Raw genomic sequence first — 18,162 nt, 5'->3', positions numbered from 1 at the left:
GGCGTGGAAGGGGCCGGTCCATGACGTGCAAGTGTTACTCCGTAACAAATCATGCGCCTGTCCCGTGCGGCTGGCCATGCCGGATCTGGCTGCTGGCGTTGGCCTTTCCCTGCCGTTCAGGTGGCCGGGGCGGTGGGGGTGGGCCTTTGCGTCAGCGGCTGGCTCTGCGACCATGGCCGCCCCCCACCCCGGAAGTCTGCAATGAGCCTGTCCGCCGTTCCGCCCGCCTCCGATTCCGACGCGACCACCGCTGGCGCTGCCTGGTCGCCGGAGAGCTGGCGTGGCAAGACCGCGCTGCAGATGCCGACCTACCCGGACCCGGTGGCGTTGGACGCCGCTCTGCACGAGCTGAAGCGGCTGCCGCCGCTGGTCACCTCGTGGGAGATCCTGGCGTTGAAGCAGCAGCTGGCCGAGGCCCAGGAAGGCAAGCGCTTCCTGCTGCAGGGCGGCGACTGTGCCGAGAATTTCAGCGACTGCGAATCGGGCACCATTTCCAACCGATTGAAGGTGTTGCTGCAGATGAGCCTGGTGCTGGTGCACGGCCTGCGCCAGCCGGTGATCCGCGTGGGCCGCTTCGCCGGCCAGTACGCCAAGCCGCGCTCGGCCGACACCGAGACCCGCGACGGCGTGACCCTGCCCAGCTACCGCGGCGATGTGATCAACGCGCCGGCCTTCACCGAGGCAGCACGCCTGCCGGACCCGAAGCGGATGCTGCAGGCCCACGCGCATTCGGCGATGACGATGAACTTCGTGCGTGCGCTGATCGACGGCGGTTTCGCCGACCTGCACCACCCCGAATACTGGAACCTGGAGTGGGTAAGCCACTCGCCGCTGGCGGCCGAGTACCAGAAGATGGTGGCCTCGATCGGCGATGCGGTGCACTTCATGGAGACCCTGGCCGGGGCCCGCGTGCACAACCTCAACCGCATCGACTTCTACACTTCGCACGAAGCCCTGCTGCTGCCCTACGAGCAGGCGTTGACCCGCCAGGTGCCGCGCCAGCAGGGCTGGTTGAACCTGAGCACGCATTACCCGTGGATCGGCATGCGCACGGCCGCGCTCGATGGCGCGCACGTGGAGTACCTGCGTGGCGTGCGCAATCCGATTGCGATCAAGGTGGGCCCGTCGGTGACGCCGGACCAGCTGCTGCGCCTGATCGATGTGCTCAACCCACATGACGAGCCGGGCCGCCTGAGCTTCATCCATCGGATGGGCGCGACGCAGATCGCCGAGAAACTGCCGCCGCTGCTGGACGCGGTCAAGCGTGATGGTCGCCGCGTGCTGTGGGTGTGCGATGCGATGCATGGCAATACCGAAAGCACCGCCAACGGTTTCAAGACACGCCGCTTCGACAACGTGCGTGGCGAGGTGGAGATGTCGTTCGATCTGCATGCGGCCGCCGGTACGCGCCTGGGCGGTGTGCACCTGGAACTGACCGGCGAGGACGTGACCGAGTGCATCGGCGGCGCGCGCGAACTGACCGAGCGCGACCTGGAGCGTGCGTATCGTTCGACGGTGGACCCGCGGTTGAACTACGAGCAGTCGCTGGAGATCGCGATGGCGATCGTGCGCAAGCAGGAGCAAGTGCGGTAAGGATTGTTCGGCAGGGCTTGCAGCCCTGCACCTGCTACGAGCCAGAGCAACGTCAACGTCAACGTCAAAAGCGGGCTATCCGTGGGTTGGCGGGACGGCGTCGGAGTGCGGGGACGCCGCAAGTACGTCCTTGTAGGCTTGGCAGCCGCATCCATGCGGCTGACACCCCGCACCCCGACACCGCCCCACCTTCGACAGGTTCACTCGGCTGCTGGTAGGTGTCGACCTTGGTCGACACGGTAGATCCACGCCATGCGTGGATGCTTTTGGAATCCAATTCGAAGTATTCGATTCCGATGGAGATTCATCCACGCATGGCGTGGATCTACTGCAGATCGCGGAGATCTGTCGTAGGCGGGGTGGGTCCGGTTGCGGGGGCGTGAGCCGCATGGATGCGGCGACCGAGCTTACATGGGTGAGGGCGCTTTGCTTGCGAAGCACTGCTTCGCAAGCGCCCGAACGCACAGCCGCCAGCGGCTGGGCCGGGCCCCGGAGGTGTACTTGCAGCGCCCCCCGCAACCGGACCCACCCCGCCATCCCACAGCAAACCCGCTTCTGCTTCGGCTGTTGCTGTTGAGGTTGCCGGCCAGCGGCCGGCACTACCGCAGGTGCAGGCTGCAAGCCCTGCCGACCAACACCCTTCTTACGAACGGCTGACGTGACGCTCATGTGCCATGCGCGAGGCTGTCCACTTGGCGGTTCGACTGGAGGTGACAAGGGTGCACTGGCAGAGCGCACAGGCCTACGCATGGCCGTTGGGATTGGCCGTGGTGGTGGGCGGTATCGGCGCGTGGCTGATCCTGTGGATCTATCATCGGCTGAAAGGGCGTGATCGGCGGCGCGCGCGCATCGGGCGTGTGCTCGGGCTGCCAATGGCCACCGCATGGCCGCTGCTGCTGTTGATTCCTGCGTTGCAGGCCACGCCGCTGCAGGATCCCCTTCTGGGCAGCCTGCAACGGGTGCTGCATATCGCACTGACCGCCTGCTTCATCTGGTTGCTGGTACGCGCAGTGGCAGCGGGTGAGCGGGCCATCCTGCGCAGCCATCCCATCGATGTCTCCGATAATCTGGAAGCGCGCCGCATCCAGACCCAGACGCGGGTACTCAGCCGCGTGCTGATGGGCGGCATCATCGTGCTGGGCACTTCGCTGGTGTTGCTGACCTTCCCCATGGTGCAGAAGATCGGCACCGCGCTGCTGGCCTCGGCGGGCCTCATCGGCCTGGTGGCCGGTATCGCCGCAAAGCCAGTGTTCGGCAACCTGATCGCTGGCCTGCAGATTGCAGTGACCCAGCCGATCCGGCTGGACGATGTGGTGATCGTCGAGGGCGAGTGGGGACGCATCGAGGAGATCGGCAGCAGCTACGTGGTGGTACGCATCTGGGACGAGCGGAGGATGGTGGTGCCGTTGACCTGGTTCATCGAGAACCCCTTCCAGAACTGGACGCGGCGTAGCGCTGACCTGCTCGGCACAGCCTTCCTGTGGCTGGATTATCGTGCCCCGATTGCGGCGATCCGTGCTGAACTGGAGCGCATCTGCCGGGGCGAAGCGTTGTGGGATGGCCGGGTCTGCGTGACCCAGGTGACCGAAACCAGCGAGCGCGCGATCCAGGTGCGCCTGCTGGTGAGTGCGCGCAGCTCCGGCGACGCGTTCGACCTGCGTTGCCTGGTACGCGAGCGCATGCTCGATTTCCTCGCGCGTGAGCATCCGCACTCGCTGCCGCAGCTGCGTGCGCGGCTGCAGCATGCTGACGAGCTGGACATGCCGCGTGGTCCACGCGCACGTACTGCAGATGTGCGTTCGCCGGGGGCTGAAGACGGTGAGGCGGCAATCGTGCCGATGGAGCCGGAACCCGAACGGTAGCGCCGGCCAGCGGCCGGCACTACCGGATCAAGGCTCGCCGGCGTCGATCAGCGTGTCGGTGCCGAAGTGCGGTGGCCGCCGCGCGCGGGTGCGCTGTTCGTAGGCGTACGCCATTTCGATCAGCTTCGGTTCGCTCCAGGCGGTGCCCATGAACAGCAGGCCGACCGGCAGGCCATCGATCTGGCCCATCGGCACGCTGAGGCTGGGATAGCCGGCGACGGCGGCGGCACTGTAGCTCTCGCCGGGGAAGTCGTCGCCTTCGCTGCGGATCGGCCACGCAACGCCGGTGGTCGGCGCGACCAGGGCGTCGAGCTGGTGGGCGGCGAGGGCCGCATCGATGCCTTCCGGGCCCGCCAACCGGCGCGCATCGCTGCGTGCGCGGATGTAGGCGGGGTCAGCCAGGCCGGCGGTGGCGTCGGCCTCTACCAGCAGTTCCTGGCCGAACAGGCCAAGCTCCTGCTTGCTGTGCGCCTGGTTGAAGGCGATCAATTCGGCCAGGCTGTGCAGGGGAGCGCGGTGGGTGCTGAAGTAACGCTCCAGCCCGGCCTTGAACTCGTACAACAGTACCTTGCGTTCGGCGTCGGCCCAGGCGCCCTGGTTGGGCAGCTCCACCGGCACCACGACGGCACCGGCCCGACGCAGCTCGGTGGCGGCGTGTTCGATCAGTGGCGGCATGCCGCGGTACTTCAGCAGCGGCGTCTGCAGCAGGCCGATGCGCTTGCCACGCAGTCCCTGCGGATCCAGCCGCGCGGTGTAGTCGTACACCGCACGGCCGGGCATGGTTGCGGTGGCCGGGTCGGCATCATCGCGGCCGGCAATTGCGGTCAGTACGGCCGCAGCGTCGGCGACGCTGCGTGTCATCGGTCCCGCAGTGTCCTGGCTGAAGGAAATCGGGATGATGCCATCGCGGCTGACCAGGCCGACGGTCGGCTTGAGGCCGACGATGCCATTGATCGCCGCAGGGCAGACGATGCTGCCGTCGGTTTCGGTGCCGATCGCCACGCTGGCCAGGTTGGCGGCCACCGCTACCGCGCTGCCGCTGCTGGAGCCGCAAGGCGAGTGGCTGAGGCGATAGGGATTGCGGGTCTGGCCACCGCGCGCGCTCCAGCCGGACACCGAATCGTTGCCGCGGAAATTGGCCCATTCGCTGAGATTGGTCTTGCCCAGCACCACGGCCCCGGCCTCGCGCAGGCGCCGCACCAGATACGCATCGTCAGGGCGGAACCCCTGCAGGGCCAGCGAGCCGGCACTGGTGGCCATCGGTGCGGCGTTGATGTTGTCCTTCAGCAGTACCGGGATGCCATGGAGCGGTCCGCGCAGGTGCCCATCGCGGCGCTCGCGGTCGCGTTCGGCGGCTTCCGTCAGGGCATCGGGGTTGAGCTCGATCACCGCGCGCAGGCGGGGGCCGGCCCGATCCAGGGCGGCGATCCGCTGCAGGTAGGCCTGGACCAGGGTGGCGCTGTCCAGCTCGCCGGCGGTCATCTGCGCCTGCAGGTCGGTGACATCGGTTTCGGCGTACGGGAAGGGCACGTTGCGGCTCGCGGGTTCGGCCGCATGCGCGCTGGGCGTGGCCGGGCTGCAGCCAGCCGAAAGCAGCACAGGCAGCGTGGCAAGCAGGCAGGTCAGCAGAGGCGGCAAGGACGGGCGCATGGGGCGGCTTGGTCGGCTCCAATCCCCAGTGTAGCCGCTGCTCAGCGGTGGCGCTTGCGCAGATCGCGGGCGAGGACGTAGACCACGATCAGGTTGATCGCCAGGATCGTCCACGACGGCCAGCCGGGGTGGCGGATGATCGCAAAGATGTCGAAGGGCAGGTACAGCGAGGCAGTCAGGCAGCCCAGCCAGGAGGCCCAGGCCTTGGCCCGCCACAGGCCCCAGGCTTCGACCAGGTGCAGCAGGCCGTAGCCGATCATCCCCGCCGCGGCCAGGTGGACCGCGTCGGGGCTGATCATATGCAGCAGCGAGGGCAGGGTGCCATGGTCCGGATCCAGGCTGAAACGCCGGATCAGGACCATGATGCCGTGCCGAAGCGGCTGCGGTCCGAGCACTTCCAGCCCGGTGGCGGCCAACAGCGCCAGTAACGCCTTGCTCGCTTCGAGCAGGGCGATGACGTGCAGGCCCGGATGCCGGTGTGGATCCGGGTTGTAGCCGCTCTGGTTCACGGGGTGCAGGCTCAGCCGCCGCGCGAAGCCTTCTTGCGATCGCTTTCGGTCAGGAACTTCTTGCGCAGGCGGATCTCCTTCGGGGTGATCTCGACCAGCTCATCGTCTTCGATGAAGTCCAGGGCCTGTTCCAGCGAGTACTTGATCGCCGGGGTCAGCTGGATCGCATCGTCCTTGCCCGAAGCGCGCATGTTGGTCAGCGGCTTGGTCTTGATCGCGTTGACGGTCAGGTCGTTGTCCTTGGAGTGGATGCCGACCAGCTGACCTTCATACACGTTGTCGCCTTCGGCAGCGAAGAGCTTGCCGCGTTCCTGCAGCGGACCCAGCGAGTAGGCCGGGGTGACGCCCGGCGCATTGGCGATCATCACGCCGTTGATGCGCTTGGCGATGGCGCCCTGTTCCTTCGGGCCGTAGTGGTCGAACACGTGGAACAGCAGGCCCGAACCCTGGGTCAGGGTCTTGAACTCGTTCTGGAAGCCGATCAGGCCACGGGCCGGGATCTGGTACTCCAGGCGCACGCGGCCCTTGCCGTCCGATTCCATGTTCTTCAACTGGCCCTTGCGGGTGCCCAGCTTTTCCATCACGCCGCCCTGGTGGATTTCTTCGATGTCCACCACCAGCTGCTCGATCGGCTCCATCAGCTGGCCGTCGATTTCCTTGATGATCACTTCCGGGCGCGACACAGCCAGCTCGTAGCCTTCACGGCGCATGTTCTCGATCAGCACCGACAGGTGCAGTTCGCCACGGCCGGAGACCAGGAACTTGTCGGCGTCTTCCAGCTGCTCGACCTTCAGGGCCACGTTGTGGACCTTTTCACGGTCCAGGCGGTCCTTGATCTGGCGGCTGGTCAGGAACTTGCCACCGGACAGGTCCTTGTTGCCGGCGAACGGCGAATTGTTCACCTGGAAGGTCATCGAGATGGTCGGCTCGTCGACGGTCAGCGCAGGCAGGGCTTCCGGGAAGTCCGGTGCGCAGATGGTGTCGGAGATGGTCAGCTCCTGGATGCCGGAGATGGCCACGATGTCGCCGGCCTCGGCCGAATCCTGCTCGATGCGCTCCAGGCCCATGAAGCCCAGCACCTGCAGCACCTTGCCGTTGCGCTTCTTGCCTTCACGGTCAATGACCGCGACCTGCATGTTCTTCTTCAGGGTGCCGCGCTGGATGCGGCCGATGCCGATCACGCCCACGAAGTTGTTGTAGTCCAGCTGGCTGATGCGCATCTGGAACGGGCCTTCCGGGTCCACTTCCGGCTTCGGCGCGTGCTGCATGATCGCTTCGTACAGCGGGGTCATGTCGCCGTCGCGCACGGTGTCTTCCAGGCCCGCGTAGCCGTTCAGGCCCGAGGCGTAGACGATCGGGAAATCCAGCTGCTCGTTGGTGGCACCGAGCTTGTCGAACAGGTCGAAGACCTGGTCGATCACCCACTCCGGACGGGCGCCCGGACGGTCGACCTTGTTGACCACGACGATCGGCTTGAAGCCCATCGCGAAGGCCTTCTGGGTCACGAAGCGGGTCTGCGGCATCGGGCCGTCCATCGCATCAACCAGGATCAGCACGGTGTCGACCATCGACAGCACGCGCTCGACCTCACCGCCGAAGTCGGCGTGGCCGGGGGTATCGACGATGTTGATCCGGTTCTTGATGCCGGTCTTCTTGTCTTCCCAGGTGATGGCGGTGTTCTTGGCCAGGATGGTGATGCCGCGTTCCTTTTCCTGGTCGTTGCTGTCCATCACGCGCTCGGCGAGGACGGTGCGCTCGGACAGGGTGCCGGACTGCTTCAGCAGCTGGTCGACCAGGGTGGTCTTGCCATGGTCGACGTGGGCGACGATGGCGATGTTGCGAAGATTTTCGATGGACATACGAAAGGGGGCCAGTCGGCGCCGGATTTGGAAAAAGAAGTCCAACATTATACGTCGAACTTGACGATTCGCGAAAAGGTGGATTTCACACCGGCCCAGCGGCCCATTCAGCTGGCTGTCCGCCGCTTCGACCGAGGTCGCCAGGACGGGGCCCCCGGCTCACCTTCCGCTGGCTGAAGGCGGGGGCTCCACCGATGGTCGAAGGCACCGCCGCCACGAGGCAGGTGTAAACTAGGTGGCTAGACGCATTCCCCTTTGCACCAAGGATCTTCATGTCCCTCATCGCCACTTTCGACACCACCCAGGGCCCGATCAAGGTCGAGCTGTTCGCCGACAAGGCGCCGCTGACCGTGGCCAACTTCGTGAACCTGGTCAAGCACGGCTTCTATGACGGCCTGATCTTCCACCGCGTGATCGCCGACTTCATGATCCAGGGCGGCTGCCCGCAGGGTCGTGGCACCGGCGGCCCGGGCTACAAGTTCGAAGACGAGAAGAATGGCGTGAAGCACGAGGTCGGCTCGCTGTCGATGGCCAACGCCGGCCCGAACACCAACGGCAGCCAGTTCTTCATCACCCACATCAAGACCGATTGGCTGGACGGCCGCCACACCGTCTTCGGCAAGGTCCTGGAAGGCCAGGCCATCGTCGATTCGGTCAAGCAGGGCGACGTGATCCATTCGATCACCCTTGAAGGCGACGTCGACGCTGTGCTGGCCGCCCAGGCCGACCGCGTCGCGGAGTGGAACAAGCACCTCGCCGCCTGACCCCCTTCGAAACGGCCACCCACGGGTGGCCGTTTCCCTGTTCCCCGCCGCCTGCCCGGCCTGCGTGGCCATGCCCGCGGCGTCCCATCAAACGCTTGCAAGCAAGAGGAAACCCCCATGAAAGCACCCGTTCGTGTTGCCGTGACCGGCGCCGCCGGCCAGATCGGTTATGCCCTGCTGTTCCGCATCGCCTCCGGCGAAATGCTGGGCAAGGACCAGCCGGTCATCCTGCAGCTGCTGGAACTGCCGGTCGACAAGGCCCAGGCCGCCCTGAAGGGCGTGATGATGGAGCTGGAAGACTGCGCGTTCCCGCTGCTGGCCGGCATGGTTGGCACCGATGACGCCGAAGTCGCGTTCAAGGACGCCGACATCGCTCTGCTGGTCGGCGCACGTCCGCGTGGCCCGGGCATGGAGCGCAAGGACCTGCTGCTGGAAAACGCCAAGATCTTCACCGCCCAGGGCGCGGCGCTGAACAAGGTCGCCAGCCGCGACGTGAAGGTGCTGGTGGTCGGCAACCCGGCCAACACCAACGCCTACATCGCGATGAAGTCGGCCCCGGACCTGAAGCCGGAAAACTTCACCGCCATGCTGCGCCTGGACCACAACCGCGCGCTGAGCCAGCTGTCGGCCAAGCTCGGCAAGCCGGTCGGTGGCATGGAGAAGCTGGTCGTGTGGGGCAACCACAGCCCGACCATGTACCCGGACTACCGTTTCGCCACCGTCGACGGCGCCTCGATCGCCGATGCGATCAACGACCAGGAGTGGAACGCCAACACGTTCATCCCGACCGTCGGCAAGCGCGGCGCGGCGATCATCGAAGCCCGTGGCTCGTCCTCGGCCGCTTCGGCCGCCAATGCCGCCATCGACCACGTGCGTGACTGGGTGCTGGGCAGCAACGGCAAGTGGGTCACGATGGGCGTGCCGTCCGACGGTTCCTACGGCATTCCGGAAGGCGTGATCTTCGGTTTCGCGGTGACCACCGAGAACGGCAAGTACGCCCTGGTCAAGGATCTGCCGATCGACGACTTCAGCCAGAAGTACATCGACAAGACCCTGGCCGAGCTGGAAGAAGAGCGCGCCGGCGTCGCCCACCTGCTGGGCTGATGCAGGCGGTACCGGCTCCGGTCGGTACGCAGAAAGCGGGGAAGCTTCGGCTTCCCCGTTTCTGTTTGGACGGATACAGAGCCGGATGATCCATCTGCACTACATCGACGACGCGCTGCTGGTGGCTGAAAAGCCCCCCGGCCTGCTGTCCGTGCCCGGCCGCAGCGCCGAGAACCAGGACTGCGTCGTCGCGCGCCTGCAGGCGCTGTACCCGGATGCGTTGACCGTGCACCGCCTGGACCAGGTGACTTCCGGGCTGCTGCTGCATGCGCGTGGCAAGGACATGCAGGCGGCGTTGTCGATGCAGTTCGAGCAGCGCCGGGTTGGCAAGCGCTATGAAGCGGTCGTCGAGGGGCTGCTTGAAGGCGATGCCGGCGACGTGGATCTGCCGCTGATCGTGGACTGGCCGAACCGGCCGAAGCAGATGATCGACCATGAGCGCGGCAAGCCGGCGCTGACGCGTTGGCGCGTGCTGGTGCGCGATGTTGAAGCGCGGCGCACGCGCGTGGCGTTGGAACCGATCACCGGCCGCAGCCATCAGTTGCGGTTGCACATGGCCAGTATTGGCCATCCGATTGTTGGCGACGTGCTGTATGACGCGGCACCGGCGCACCGCGTGCATCTGCATGCACGCAGCCTGCGGTTCACGCATCCGCTGACGGGCGAGGCGCTCGCGTTCGAGTCCGCGACTCCGTTCTAGGGATTCGGCAGGGCTTGCAGCCCTGCACCCGCAGAATCAACGTCAATGTCAAAAGCCGGCTATACGTGGGTTGGCGGGACGGTGTCGGAGTGCGGGGCCGCCGCAAGTACGTCCGTGTAGGCTTGGCAGCCGCATCCATGCGGCTGACACCCCGCACTCCGACACCGCCCCACCTTCGACAGGTTCACTCGGCTGTTGGTAACGGTGGCCGTTGTTCCGCGCAGCTGTTGGTAGGTGTCGACCTTGGTCGACACGCTTTTTCTGTCAGATATCGAATGAATCATTCACGCATGGCGTGGATCTATCGTGTCGACCAAGGTCGACACCTACCAGAACAATATGCCGTTCCGACAGATCGCGGAATCTGTCGAAGGCGGGGTGGGTCCGGTGGCGGGAGTGTCCGCGGCATGGATGCCGCGGCCAAGCCCCCATGGACGGGTTTACGGCGTCTCCCGCCACCGGACCCACCCCGCCATCCCCAAGTAAGCCAGCTTCTGCTGTTGCTTCGGCTTCGGCTTCTGCAGGTGCAGGGCGCAGCCCTGCATGAAAAACCCACCCCCTACCAAGGTAGGGCGGCCCGCGCGCCAGCGCCGGACTATCCTCGAACCCATGACTTTGTCTGGGAGGGCTGCGTCATGAACTACGAGGAAACCTACCGTCGCTCGATCGACGAGCCGGAGGCCTTCTGGGGCGAGGAAGCCAAGCGCATCCATTGGCACAAACCGCCGCAGCAGGTGCTCGACTACAGCAACCCGCCGTTCCGGCGCTGGTTCGTCGGCGGCGAAACCAATCTCTGCTACAACGCCGTCGACCGCCACCTGGCAACGCGCGCCGACCAGCTCGCGCTGGTTGCGATTTCCACCGAAACCAACAGCACCCGCGAGATCACCTATCGCCAGCTGTATCGCGAAGTGAACGACTTCGCCGCCGTGCTCAAGCATCTCGGCGTCGGCCACGGTGACCGCGTGGTGATCTACATGCCGAACATGGCCGAAGCCGTGTTCGCGATGCTGGCCTGCGCGCGCATCGGTGCGGTGCACTCGGTGGTGTTCGGTGGCTTCGCCGCGCACAACCTGGCGCTGCGCATCGACGATGCGAAGCCGAAGTTGCTGATCGCAGCGGACGCCGGCATGCGCGGTGGCAAGCTGATTCCGTATAAGCCGATGGTCGACGCGGCCTGCGCCGAAGCGGCGTCGCCGCCACCGCACGTGCTGATCGTGTCGCGCGGGCTGGATGCCGCCGAACCCCGCGTGCCGGGTCGCGACGTGGACTACGCCGCGCTGCGTGCACACGTTGGTGAGGTCGATGTGCCGGTACAGTGGCTGGAAGCGAGCGAGCCGAGCTACCTGCTGTACACCTCCGGTACTACCGGCAAGCCGAAGGGCGTGCAGCGCGATGTCGGTGGTTACGCGGTGGCGATGGCGCAGTCGATGGAGACCGTGTTCGACTGCAAGCCGGGCCAGGTGATGTTCTCCACTTCCGACGTCGGCTGGGCGGTAGGCCACTCGTACAACGTGTACGGCCCGCTGATCGGTGGCTGCACCTCGTTGCTGTACGAGGGGCTGCCGATGAATCCGGACCCGGGTATCTGGTGGGCGCTGTGCGAACAGTACAACGTGCGCACCATGTTCTCCTCACCCACCGCCATCCGCGTGCTGAAGAAGCATGACGCGGACTTCATCCATCGCCACGACCTGCGCGCCCTGAAGTATCTGTTCCTGGCCGGAGAGCCGCTGGACGAGCCCACCGCGCACTGGATCAGCGAAGCGCTGGGCAAGCCGATCATCGACAACTACTGGCAGACCGAAACCGGCTGGCCGGCACTGACCCTGCTGCCGGGCCTGGAGATGAAGCCGGTGCGCTTCGGTTCACCGGGCTTCCCCAATCTCGGCTACCGGATGAAGGTGATCGACGAGAACACCGGCGAGGAAGTGGCACCGGGGCAGAAGGGCGTGCTGGTGGTGTCGCCGCCCTTGCCGCCGGGTTGCATGAGCACGGTGTGGAACGACGACAGCCGTTTCCTGCAGAGCTACTTCAGCCACTTCAAGGAACTGCTGTACAGCTCGCTGGACTGGGCGATCCGCGATGACGATGGCTATACCTTCATCCTCGGCCGTACCGACGATGTGATCAACGTGGCCGGGCATCGTCTGGGCACGCGCGAGATCGAGGAGGCCATCTCCAGCCATCCGCGCGTGGCCGAGGCTGCCGTGATCGGGGTCAAGGACGAGCTGAAGGGGCAGGTGCCGCTGGTGTTCGTCACCCTCAAGCAGGGGCTTGAAGGCGAGGATCCGGCGCCGGTGGTGGCCGAGATGATGGCGACGGTGACGACTTCGCTTGGTGCGGTCGCGCGCCCGGCGCATGTGCACGTGGTCAACGCGCTGCCCAAGACCCGTTCGGGCAAGCTGCTGCGGCGCTCGTTGCAGGCGTTGGCCGAGCAGCGTGACCCGGGCGACCTGTCGACGCTGGACGACCCCAGCGCGCTGGAAGAGATCCGTCGCGCGCTGGGCCGTTGATCCGGTGGTGCCGGCCGCTGGCCGGCCCCCCATCAATCCCGAGGTTGCCGGCCAGCGGCCGGCACTACCCGCTGCACTTGCGCTAAGCTCGCCCTGTCATCGACCTGCAACACGCGGTGCGCGCCGGGGAATGCGCGCGCCGCCCAGGGGTGGCACACAGGGGGGCGTGCCCGTGAGGGTGCGCCGGCATGGCGCATCAAGGGAGGGGGACGCAATGGCATTGCTGCACGCCAAGACGGCTGCTGGCCGTCAGGAAATCGAAGACCGTGGCCGGCGCCTGCCGGCGGCACTGCGTTCAATCCTGCTGATGGTCGATGGCCATCGCGATGACACCGAACTGCGCGGCTTGTTCGATGGCCTGCGCGCACCTCCGGATGCACTGGAGCAGCTGGCCGCACAGGGACTGATCGAGGTGATCGGCGGGAGCGTAGAGGCCGCTCCGGCGCGTGGCATCAGCACCGGCCGCGAACAGGACCCGGCGCTGTACCAGCAGTTGTACGACGCGATGAGCGAGGCGGTGCGGCGCCATCTGGGGCTGAAGGGCTACTTCATGCAGTTGAAGATCGAACGCTGCACCGATGCGCTGGCGTTGGAACGCCTTTGCCCGGAACTGCTGGCGGCGGTGGGCAAGGCGCGCAGCCCGGCGCTGGCCCAGCGCTGGTGGCAGGAAACCCAGTCCGCCGTAGTAAACGCTGGCAAAGAGGTCGTGCAGGCCTAAGCCACCGCGTAAAGTGATCGGTTCACTTCCCCACAAGGAGTTCCGCGTGCAGGACGACCACGATGACACCGACACCCCCGGCTGGGACGCGATCAATGCGGCGCTTTCGCCGCTGTATGCCGGGCAGGAGCCGCGACACTACGGCACCGCGCTTCCCTACACGCTCGGCGGCCAGGATCCGCTGGATGGCATCAGCGTGTACTGGGCGGATGCGCCGGTTCCGCATTGGCACTACATCACCTACGGTTTCTCCGAGCTGTATGCCAAGGAGAGCAGTGATGCTGCCGCCAGCGGCTATGGTTTCGAGCTGACGTTCCGTCTCGCTGCCGAAGCCGCTGAGAACGCCGACAGCACGCCGCCGGTGTGGCCGATGAACCTGCTGCAGAACCTGGCGCGCTATGTGTTCGGCAGCGGCAACGTGTTCGAGGATGGCCACCATCTGAATGCCAACGGCCCGATCGCACTGGAGACCGACACGCGGTTGTGCCACCTGGCCTTCATTGCCGACCCGCAGTTGCCGGCACGCGACACCGCCAATGGCCACCTGCAGTTCCTGCAGCTGGTCGGATTGACCGATGAGGAAATGGAGGCAGTCAAGCGCTGGTCTACGCGCGGCGTGCTGCAGGCGCTGCAGCCGGCAATGCCGCTGTGGGTCAGCGACCTGCACCGCGGCAACCTGCTGGAGGACCCTGTGCTGGCGGCAGAGGTGCGGGCCGGCAGCGAGCGCGAAGGCTCCAGCACCGGCATGTTGTTCATCGAGACACTGGACTGGCGCCAGGAGGCGGGCATGATCACGCTGGTGCTTGGCGCCGGCCAGGTGGCGAGCGTGTGCGAACTGCTGCCGCTGCGCCTGCGCCACGGCAGATCGCTGGAACTGGTCAGCCGCGAGCGGCAGTGGGAGTTCATCGCCGACGGGGGCGGTGAAGTGGCGGACGTATCCGCCGACAGCGCGCGCTGGTCACTGGACGAGGCGGGCCTGCAGGCCCTGGCAGGGGTGCACACCGAGCGCGGGGTCTACCCGCTGGCAGGAAGGTTGCGTATCGAGGTGGTGCCGACCTACCTGCGCGATGCCAAGGGGGAAGTGATCCGCCAGATCGGCTGATCGCGCCAATGAAATCGAGGGGGGCGGAGCCGCCTGGTAGCCGATGGGGTCAGATCCGTTCGCCACGCGAACGGATCTGACCCCTGACCAAGGTCAGGCCAGGCCTTCGGCCTTCAGCGCGGCCTGCACGCCGGCATCGGCGTCCATGCGTGCCTTGTAGGCGGCCAGGTTGTCCAGGCCGGACAGATCGACCTTGGTACCGGCGGCCCAGCGCAGGGTGATGTAGAAGTACGGGTCGGCGAAGCTGCGGAAGCCGGCCAGCCAGGGCTTGTCGGCCAGCTGCTTGTCAGCGGTCTCGAACAGGCCACGCAGGCGCTTGTGCGCGGCGGCGCGGATCGCGTCGTACTGGCTCTCGTCGGCGATGAACTTGCCCGGCGCGAACAGCGGCGAGAAGGCCGGGTGCACGTCGGAATTGACGAAGGCCAGCCAGCGGGTGGCTTCGGCGCGCTGGCGCGGGCTGCCATCACCGGCGAGGCCGGCCTGCGGGAAGCTGTCGGCGATGTAGCCCATGATCGCGGCGTTCTGCAGCAGCACGAAGTCGCCGTCGACCAGTGCGGGAACGGCACCGGCCGGATTGATCTTCAGGAATTCCGGACCCTTCAGGGTGTCCTTGTTCAGCAGTTCAACCTCGAACGGCTGGCCGGTCCACTGCAGGGCGATGTGGTCGGCGGTGGAACAGGCACCGGGCTTGCTGTACAGCTTCATGGGAACTCCAGGTGATGCGGGCGGGAAACGCCCACTATCCCAGAGCCCGGCGGCGGCCGGCAACGCTGCCGCCAGCACGGATCGTTACGATTGCCGTGGCTTGAGGTTCTGCACCTTGTAGAAGGTGTGATCGCCGATGGTCGCCACCTGGTAGGCGTTGCGCCAGTTCGGGCTGGCGATGGACAGCGCGGCGAAGTGGCTGGCACCGGGCACGATCTCGCGGCGTTCGCCGGCCGGCAGCGCCCAGTTGCGCTCGGCGTCGAAGGCCACGTTCATCGCTTCGCTCCACGCCGCGTCATTGCCCAGCTGGGTGCCGGGGGAGACGATGGTCGGTGCGAACTGCTTGCGCGCGGTGACCACCTGGCACATCGAGTCGCCCCACAGGCCACTGTCGAGACGGCGCAGGGCGACCTCGGCAACAGCCTGCTGGCCGCGCAGGGTCTGGTCGCGGGCTTCCAGGTAGACGGTGGTGCTCAAACACAGTGAATCAGCGGCCGGCTGAGGCAACAACTGCGACAGCCAGAGAATCCAGGCCAGTTTCATATAACTCCTTGCTCCGTATGGGCCGCACCCTCCGGTTCCGGCCGCGGGGCGACAGGAGGTGGGGGACGACTTGGCGTCATGGGGAGGCGGCCATCGGGGCCGCCCCGTGGGCAGCCCCAAAAGAAACGATCAGTACCGATCGTGGGGACTGCGCCGGCTCACCGGAAACTGGCTGGTGAGCGGAAAGATGGCGCAAGGTAGGGGGGCATAGCCGAACGCATCGTGAACCGCTCGGCTTGACATTCAGGTTCAACCGGGGTGACGGAAATCACATTCCGTCCCCCATTCAGGCGCTCATCAGAGCGCGGCGGCGACCCGGCTGCCCTGGTCGATGGCGCGTTTCGCATCGAGTTCGGCGGCCACGTCGGCACCGCCGATCAGCTGCGCGTTGATGCCGGCCGCCTGCAGTTCGGCCTGCAGCGTGCGGTTCGGTTCCTGCCCGGCGCAGATCACCACATGGTCGACCGGCAGCAGCTGTTCGCTGCCGTCCACGCGGATGCGCAGGCCCTCGTCGTCCACCCCTAGGTACTCGACGCCACCGAGCATGCGCACGCCCTTGGCCTTCAGCGTGGCGCGATGGATCCAGCCGGTGGTCTTGCCCAGCCGCGCGCCCGGCTTGCCCGGGCTGCGCTGCAGCAGCCACAAGCGTCGCGGTGACGGCTCGACCTCGGGCCGACCCAGCGAGCCGCGTGCCTCGAAGCTGGGGTCCACGCCCCATTCGGCCATCCAGCGCTGCGGATCCAGCGAGGGGGATTCACCGGCGTGGCTGAGGAATTCGCCGACATCGAAGCCGATGCCGCCGGCGCCGATGATCGCCGCATTGGCGCCCACTTCGACCCGTCCCAGCAGCACGTCCAGGTAGCTCACCACCTTGGCGTGATCGGCACCGGGGAAATCGACCTTGCGCGGGGTGATGCCGGTGGCCAGCACCACCTCGTCGAAGCCAGCCAGTTGGGAAGCGTCGACGCGGGTGCCCAGGCGCAGCTGTACGCCGGTCTCCTGCAGCGCGTGGCGGAAGTAGCGCAGGGTCTCGTGGAACTCTTCCTTGCCGGGGATGCGCTTGGCCACGTTGAACTGGCCGCCGATCTCATCATTGGCATCGAACAGGGTGACCTGGTGGCCACGCTGGGCAGCGACAGTGGCGCAGGCCAGGCCGGCGGGGCCGGCGCCGACCACCGCAACCGTCTTCGGCGTAGCAGTGGGACGATAGACCAGCTCGGTCTCGTGGGCGGCGCGCGGATTGACCAGGCAGCTGGCCAGCTTGTTCTCGAACACGTGGTCCAGGCAGGCCTGGTTGCAGGCGATGCAGGTGTTGATCGCCTCCGCGCGGCCGGCACGGGCCTTGTTCGGCCACTGCGGGTCGGCCAGCAGCGGGCGTGCCAGCGACACCATGTCGGCGCCGCCACCGGCCAGGATGCTTTCGGCAACGTCGGGCATGTTGATGCGGTTGGTCGCCACCAGCGGTACCTTCACATGCGGCTTGAGCTTGGCGGTGACGCCGGCAAAGGCCGCGCGCGGCACCGAGGTGGCGATGGTCGGAATGCGCGCTTCGTGCCAGCCGATGCCGGAATTGATGATCGTTGCGCCAGCCGCCTCGATCGCCTGCGCCTGTTGAACGATCTCGTCCCAGTCGCTGCCGTCGTCGACCAGATCCACCAGTGACAGGCGGTAGATGATGATGAAGTCCGGGCCACAGGCCTCGCGGATGCGGCGCACGATCTCGACCGCGAAGCGCATGCGCTGGCGCGCGTCGCCGCCCCAGGCATCGGCGCGCTTGTTGGTGCGCGGGGCGATGAACTCGTTGATGAGGTAGCCCTCCGAGCCCATCACTTCCACGCCGTCGTAGCCGGCCTCGCGGGCCAGCTTCGCGCTGCGAGCGTAGTCGGCGATATGGCGCTCTACGCCGCTGGCCGACAATGCGCGCGGGGTGAACGGGTTGATCGGTGCCTTCAGCTTCGACGGTGCCACCGACAACGGGTGGTAGGCATAGCGGCCGGCATGCAGCAACTGCAGGCAGATCTTCGCGCCGTGCTGGTGCGCGGCGGCGGTGAGCTGGCGGTGCGGCCGCACTTCCCAGGGCCAGGACAGCTTGCCACCGAATGGCTTCAGCCAACCGACCACATTGGGCGCGAAGCCGCCGGTGACGATCAGGCCGACGCCGCCCTCGGCGCGCTCGGCGAAGTAGGCCGCCAGCCGTGGGAAGTCGCGGGCGCGATCTTCCAGGCCGGTGTGCATCGAACCCATCAGGACGCGGTTGCGCAGCTGGGTGAAGCCCAGATCCAGCGGGGCGAACAGGTGGGGATAGGCGCTTTCGTTGGCTGGCGACATGGTCGATACGCTTGCGTACGGAAGCGCGAAGCGTGCCGCGAAACGGCGGCCGGGGCAAGGGCCGCTTCTTTGGGAGGGCTGGCCGCTGTCTGACGGTTTGGTAGTGCCGGCCGCTGGCCGGGTGCGCTCGGCACATGCGTGCTGTCGCTCCCGCGTTTCGCTGCGCGAATCGCGGGCCCCACTCACCGGCCTCCAACCCCCCGCGCCTG

General features: G+C 66.6%; 14 protein-coding genes. 8 read left to right on the top strand and 6 right to left on the bottom strand.

What is annotated here, in order from left to right; translation table 11 throughout:
• Positions 1 to 201: 201 nt before the first annotated feature.
• Together N5E02_RS03560 and N5E02_RS03555 are read left to right on the top strand one after the other, a co-directional pair.
• Positions 202 to 1,593, top strand: coding sequence for a 3-deoxy-7-phosphoheptulonate synthase class II (locus N5E02_RS03560; protein ID WP_053500150.1), 1,392 nt, complete (start codon positions 202 to 204; stop codon positions 1,591 to 1,593).
• Between the two features lie 674 nt (positions 1,594 to 2,267).
• Positions 2,268 to 3,455: a mechanosensitive ion channel family protein gene (locus N5E02_RS03555; protein WP_329953150.1), complete on the top strand. Its 1,188-nt coding sequence runs from the start codon at positions 2,268 to 2,270 to the stop codon at positions 3,453 to 3,455.
• A 27-nt stretch (positions 3,456 to 3,482) separates the two neighbouring features.
• Here N5E02_RS03555 and N5E02_RS03550 read toward each other — a convergent pair whose 3' ends face one another.
• The 3 genes from N5E02_RS03550 to typA are packed head-to-tail and all read right to left on the bottom strand — an operon-like array spanning position 3,483 to position 7,473.
• Positions 3,483 to 5,105, bottom strand: coding sequence for an amidase (locus N5E02_RS03550; RefSeq protein WP_279945837.1), 1,623 nt, complete (start codon positions 5,103 to 5,105; stop codon positions 3,483 to 3,485).
• Between the two features lie 41 nt (positions 5,106 to 5,146).
• The gene (locus N5E02_RS03545; protein ID WP_049414692.1) at positions 5,147 to 5,614 is read right to left on the bottom strand and encodes a DUF2127 domain-containing protein; all 468 of its coding nucleotides are present in this window, start codon (positions 5,612 to 5,614) and stop codon (positions 5,147 to 5,149) included.
• A gap of 11 nt (positions 5,615 to 5,625) precedes the next feature.
• Entirely contained in the window at positions 5,626 to 7,473 is a 1,848-nt protein-coding gene (gene typA, locus N5E02_RS03540) for a translational GTPase TypA (RefSeq protein WP_005415427.1), read from the bottom strand.
• A gap of 272 nt (positions 7,474 to 7,745) precedes the next feature.
• Between typA and N5E02_RS03535 the strand changes: the two genes are divergently transcribed.
• From N5E02_RS03535 to N5E02_RS03510, 6 genes are all read left to right on the top strand, one after another.
• On the top strand, positions 7,746 to 8,237 hold the full coding sequence (locus N5E02_RS03535) for a peptidylprolyl isomerase (protein WP_005408225.1): 492 nt from the start codon (positions 7,746 to 7,748) through the stop codon (positions 8,235 to 8,237).
• A 117-nt stretch (positions 8,238 to 8,354) separates the two neighbouring features.
• On the top strand, positions 8,355 to 9,341 hold the full coding sequence (locus N5E02_RS03530; protein ID WP_279945836.1) for a malate dehydrogenase: 987 nt from the start codon (positions 8,355 to 8,357) through the stop codon (positions 9,339 to 9,341).
• A gap of 85 nt (positions 9,342 to 9,426) precedes the next feature.
• On the top strand, positions 9,427 to 10,041 hold the full coding sequence (locus N5E02_RS03525) for an RluA family pseudouridine synthase (RefSeq protein ID WP_065178952.1): 615 nt from the start codon (positions 9,427 to 9,429) through the stop codon (positions 10,039 to 10,041).
• Positions 10,042 to 10,676: 635 nt separating this feature from the next.
• Complete coding sequence (gene prpE, locus N5E02_RS03520) at positions 10,677 to 12,557, top strand: propionate--CoA ligase (RefSeq protein WP_279945835.1); 1,881 nt, start codon at positions 10,677 to 10,679, stop codon at positions 12,555 to 12,557.
• A gap of 214 nt (positions 12,558 to 12,771) precedes the next feature.
• Entirely contained in the window at positions 12,772 to 13,275 is a 504-nt protein-coding gene (locus tag N5E02_RS03515) for a hypothetical protein (protein ID WP_005415431.1), read from the top strand.
• A gap of 46 nt (positions 13,276 to 13,321) precedes the next feature.
• The gene (locus tag N5E02_RS03510) at positions 13,322 to 14,377 is read left to right on the top strand and encodes a suppressor of fused domain protein (protein ID WP_279945834.1); all 1,056 of its coding nucleotides are present in this window, start codon (positions 13,322 to 13,324) and stop codon (positions 14,375 to 14,377) included.
• Between the two features lie 93 nt (positions 14,378 to 14,470).
• Here N5E02_RS03510 and N5E02_RS03505 read toward each other — a convergent pair whose 3' ends face one another.
• The 3 genes from N5E02_RS03505 to N5E02_RS03495 form a co-directional block, all read right to left on the bottom strand.
• Positions 14,471 to 15,082, bottom strand: coding sequence for a glutathione S-transferase N-terminal domain-containing protein (locus N5E02_RS03505; RefSeq protein ID WP_053501065.1), 612 nt, complete (start codon positions 15,080 to 15,082; stop codon positions 14,471 to 14,473).
• Positions 15,083 to 15,166: 84 nt separating this feature from the next.
• Entirely contained in the window at positions 15,167 to 15,625 is a 459-nt protein-coding gene (locus tag N5E02_RS03500; protein WP_004154513.1) for a cell wall hydrolase, read from the bottom strand.
• Between the two features lie 297 nt (positions 15,626 to 15,922).
• Entirely contained in the window at positions 15,923 to 17,953 is a 2,031-nt protein-coding gene (locus N5E02_RS03495) for an NADPH-dependent 2,4-dienoyl-CoA reductase (protein WP_164093614.1), read from the bottom strand.
• Positions 17,954 to 18,162: the final 209 nt, after the last annotated feature.

Origin of the sequence: Stenotrophomonas sp. GD03777 (assembly GCF_029842485.1) — a bacterium.
In the GTDB taxonomy this organism is placed as follows: domain Bacteria; phylum Pseudomonadota; class Gammaproteobacteria; order Xanthomonadales; family Xanthomonadaceae; genus Stenotrophomonas; species Stenotrophomonas sepilia.
Note: the sequence above shows the minus strand (reverse complement) of the source record. Positions and strands in the feature narration are given on the sequence as shown.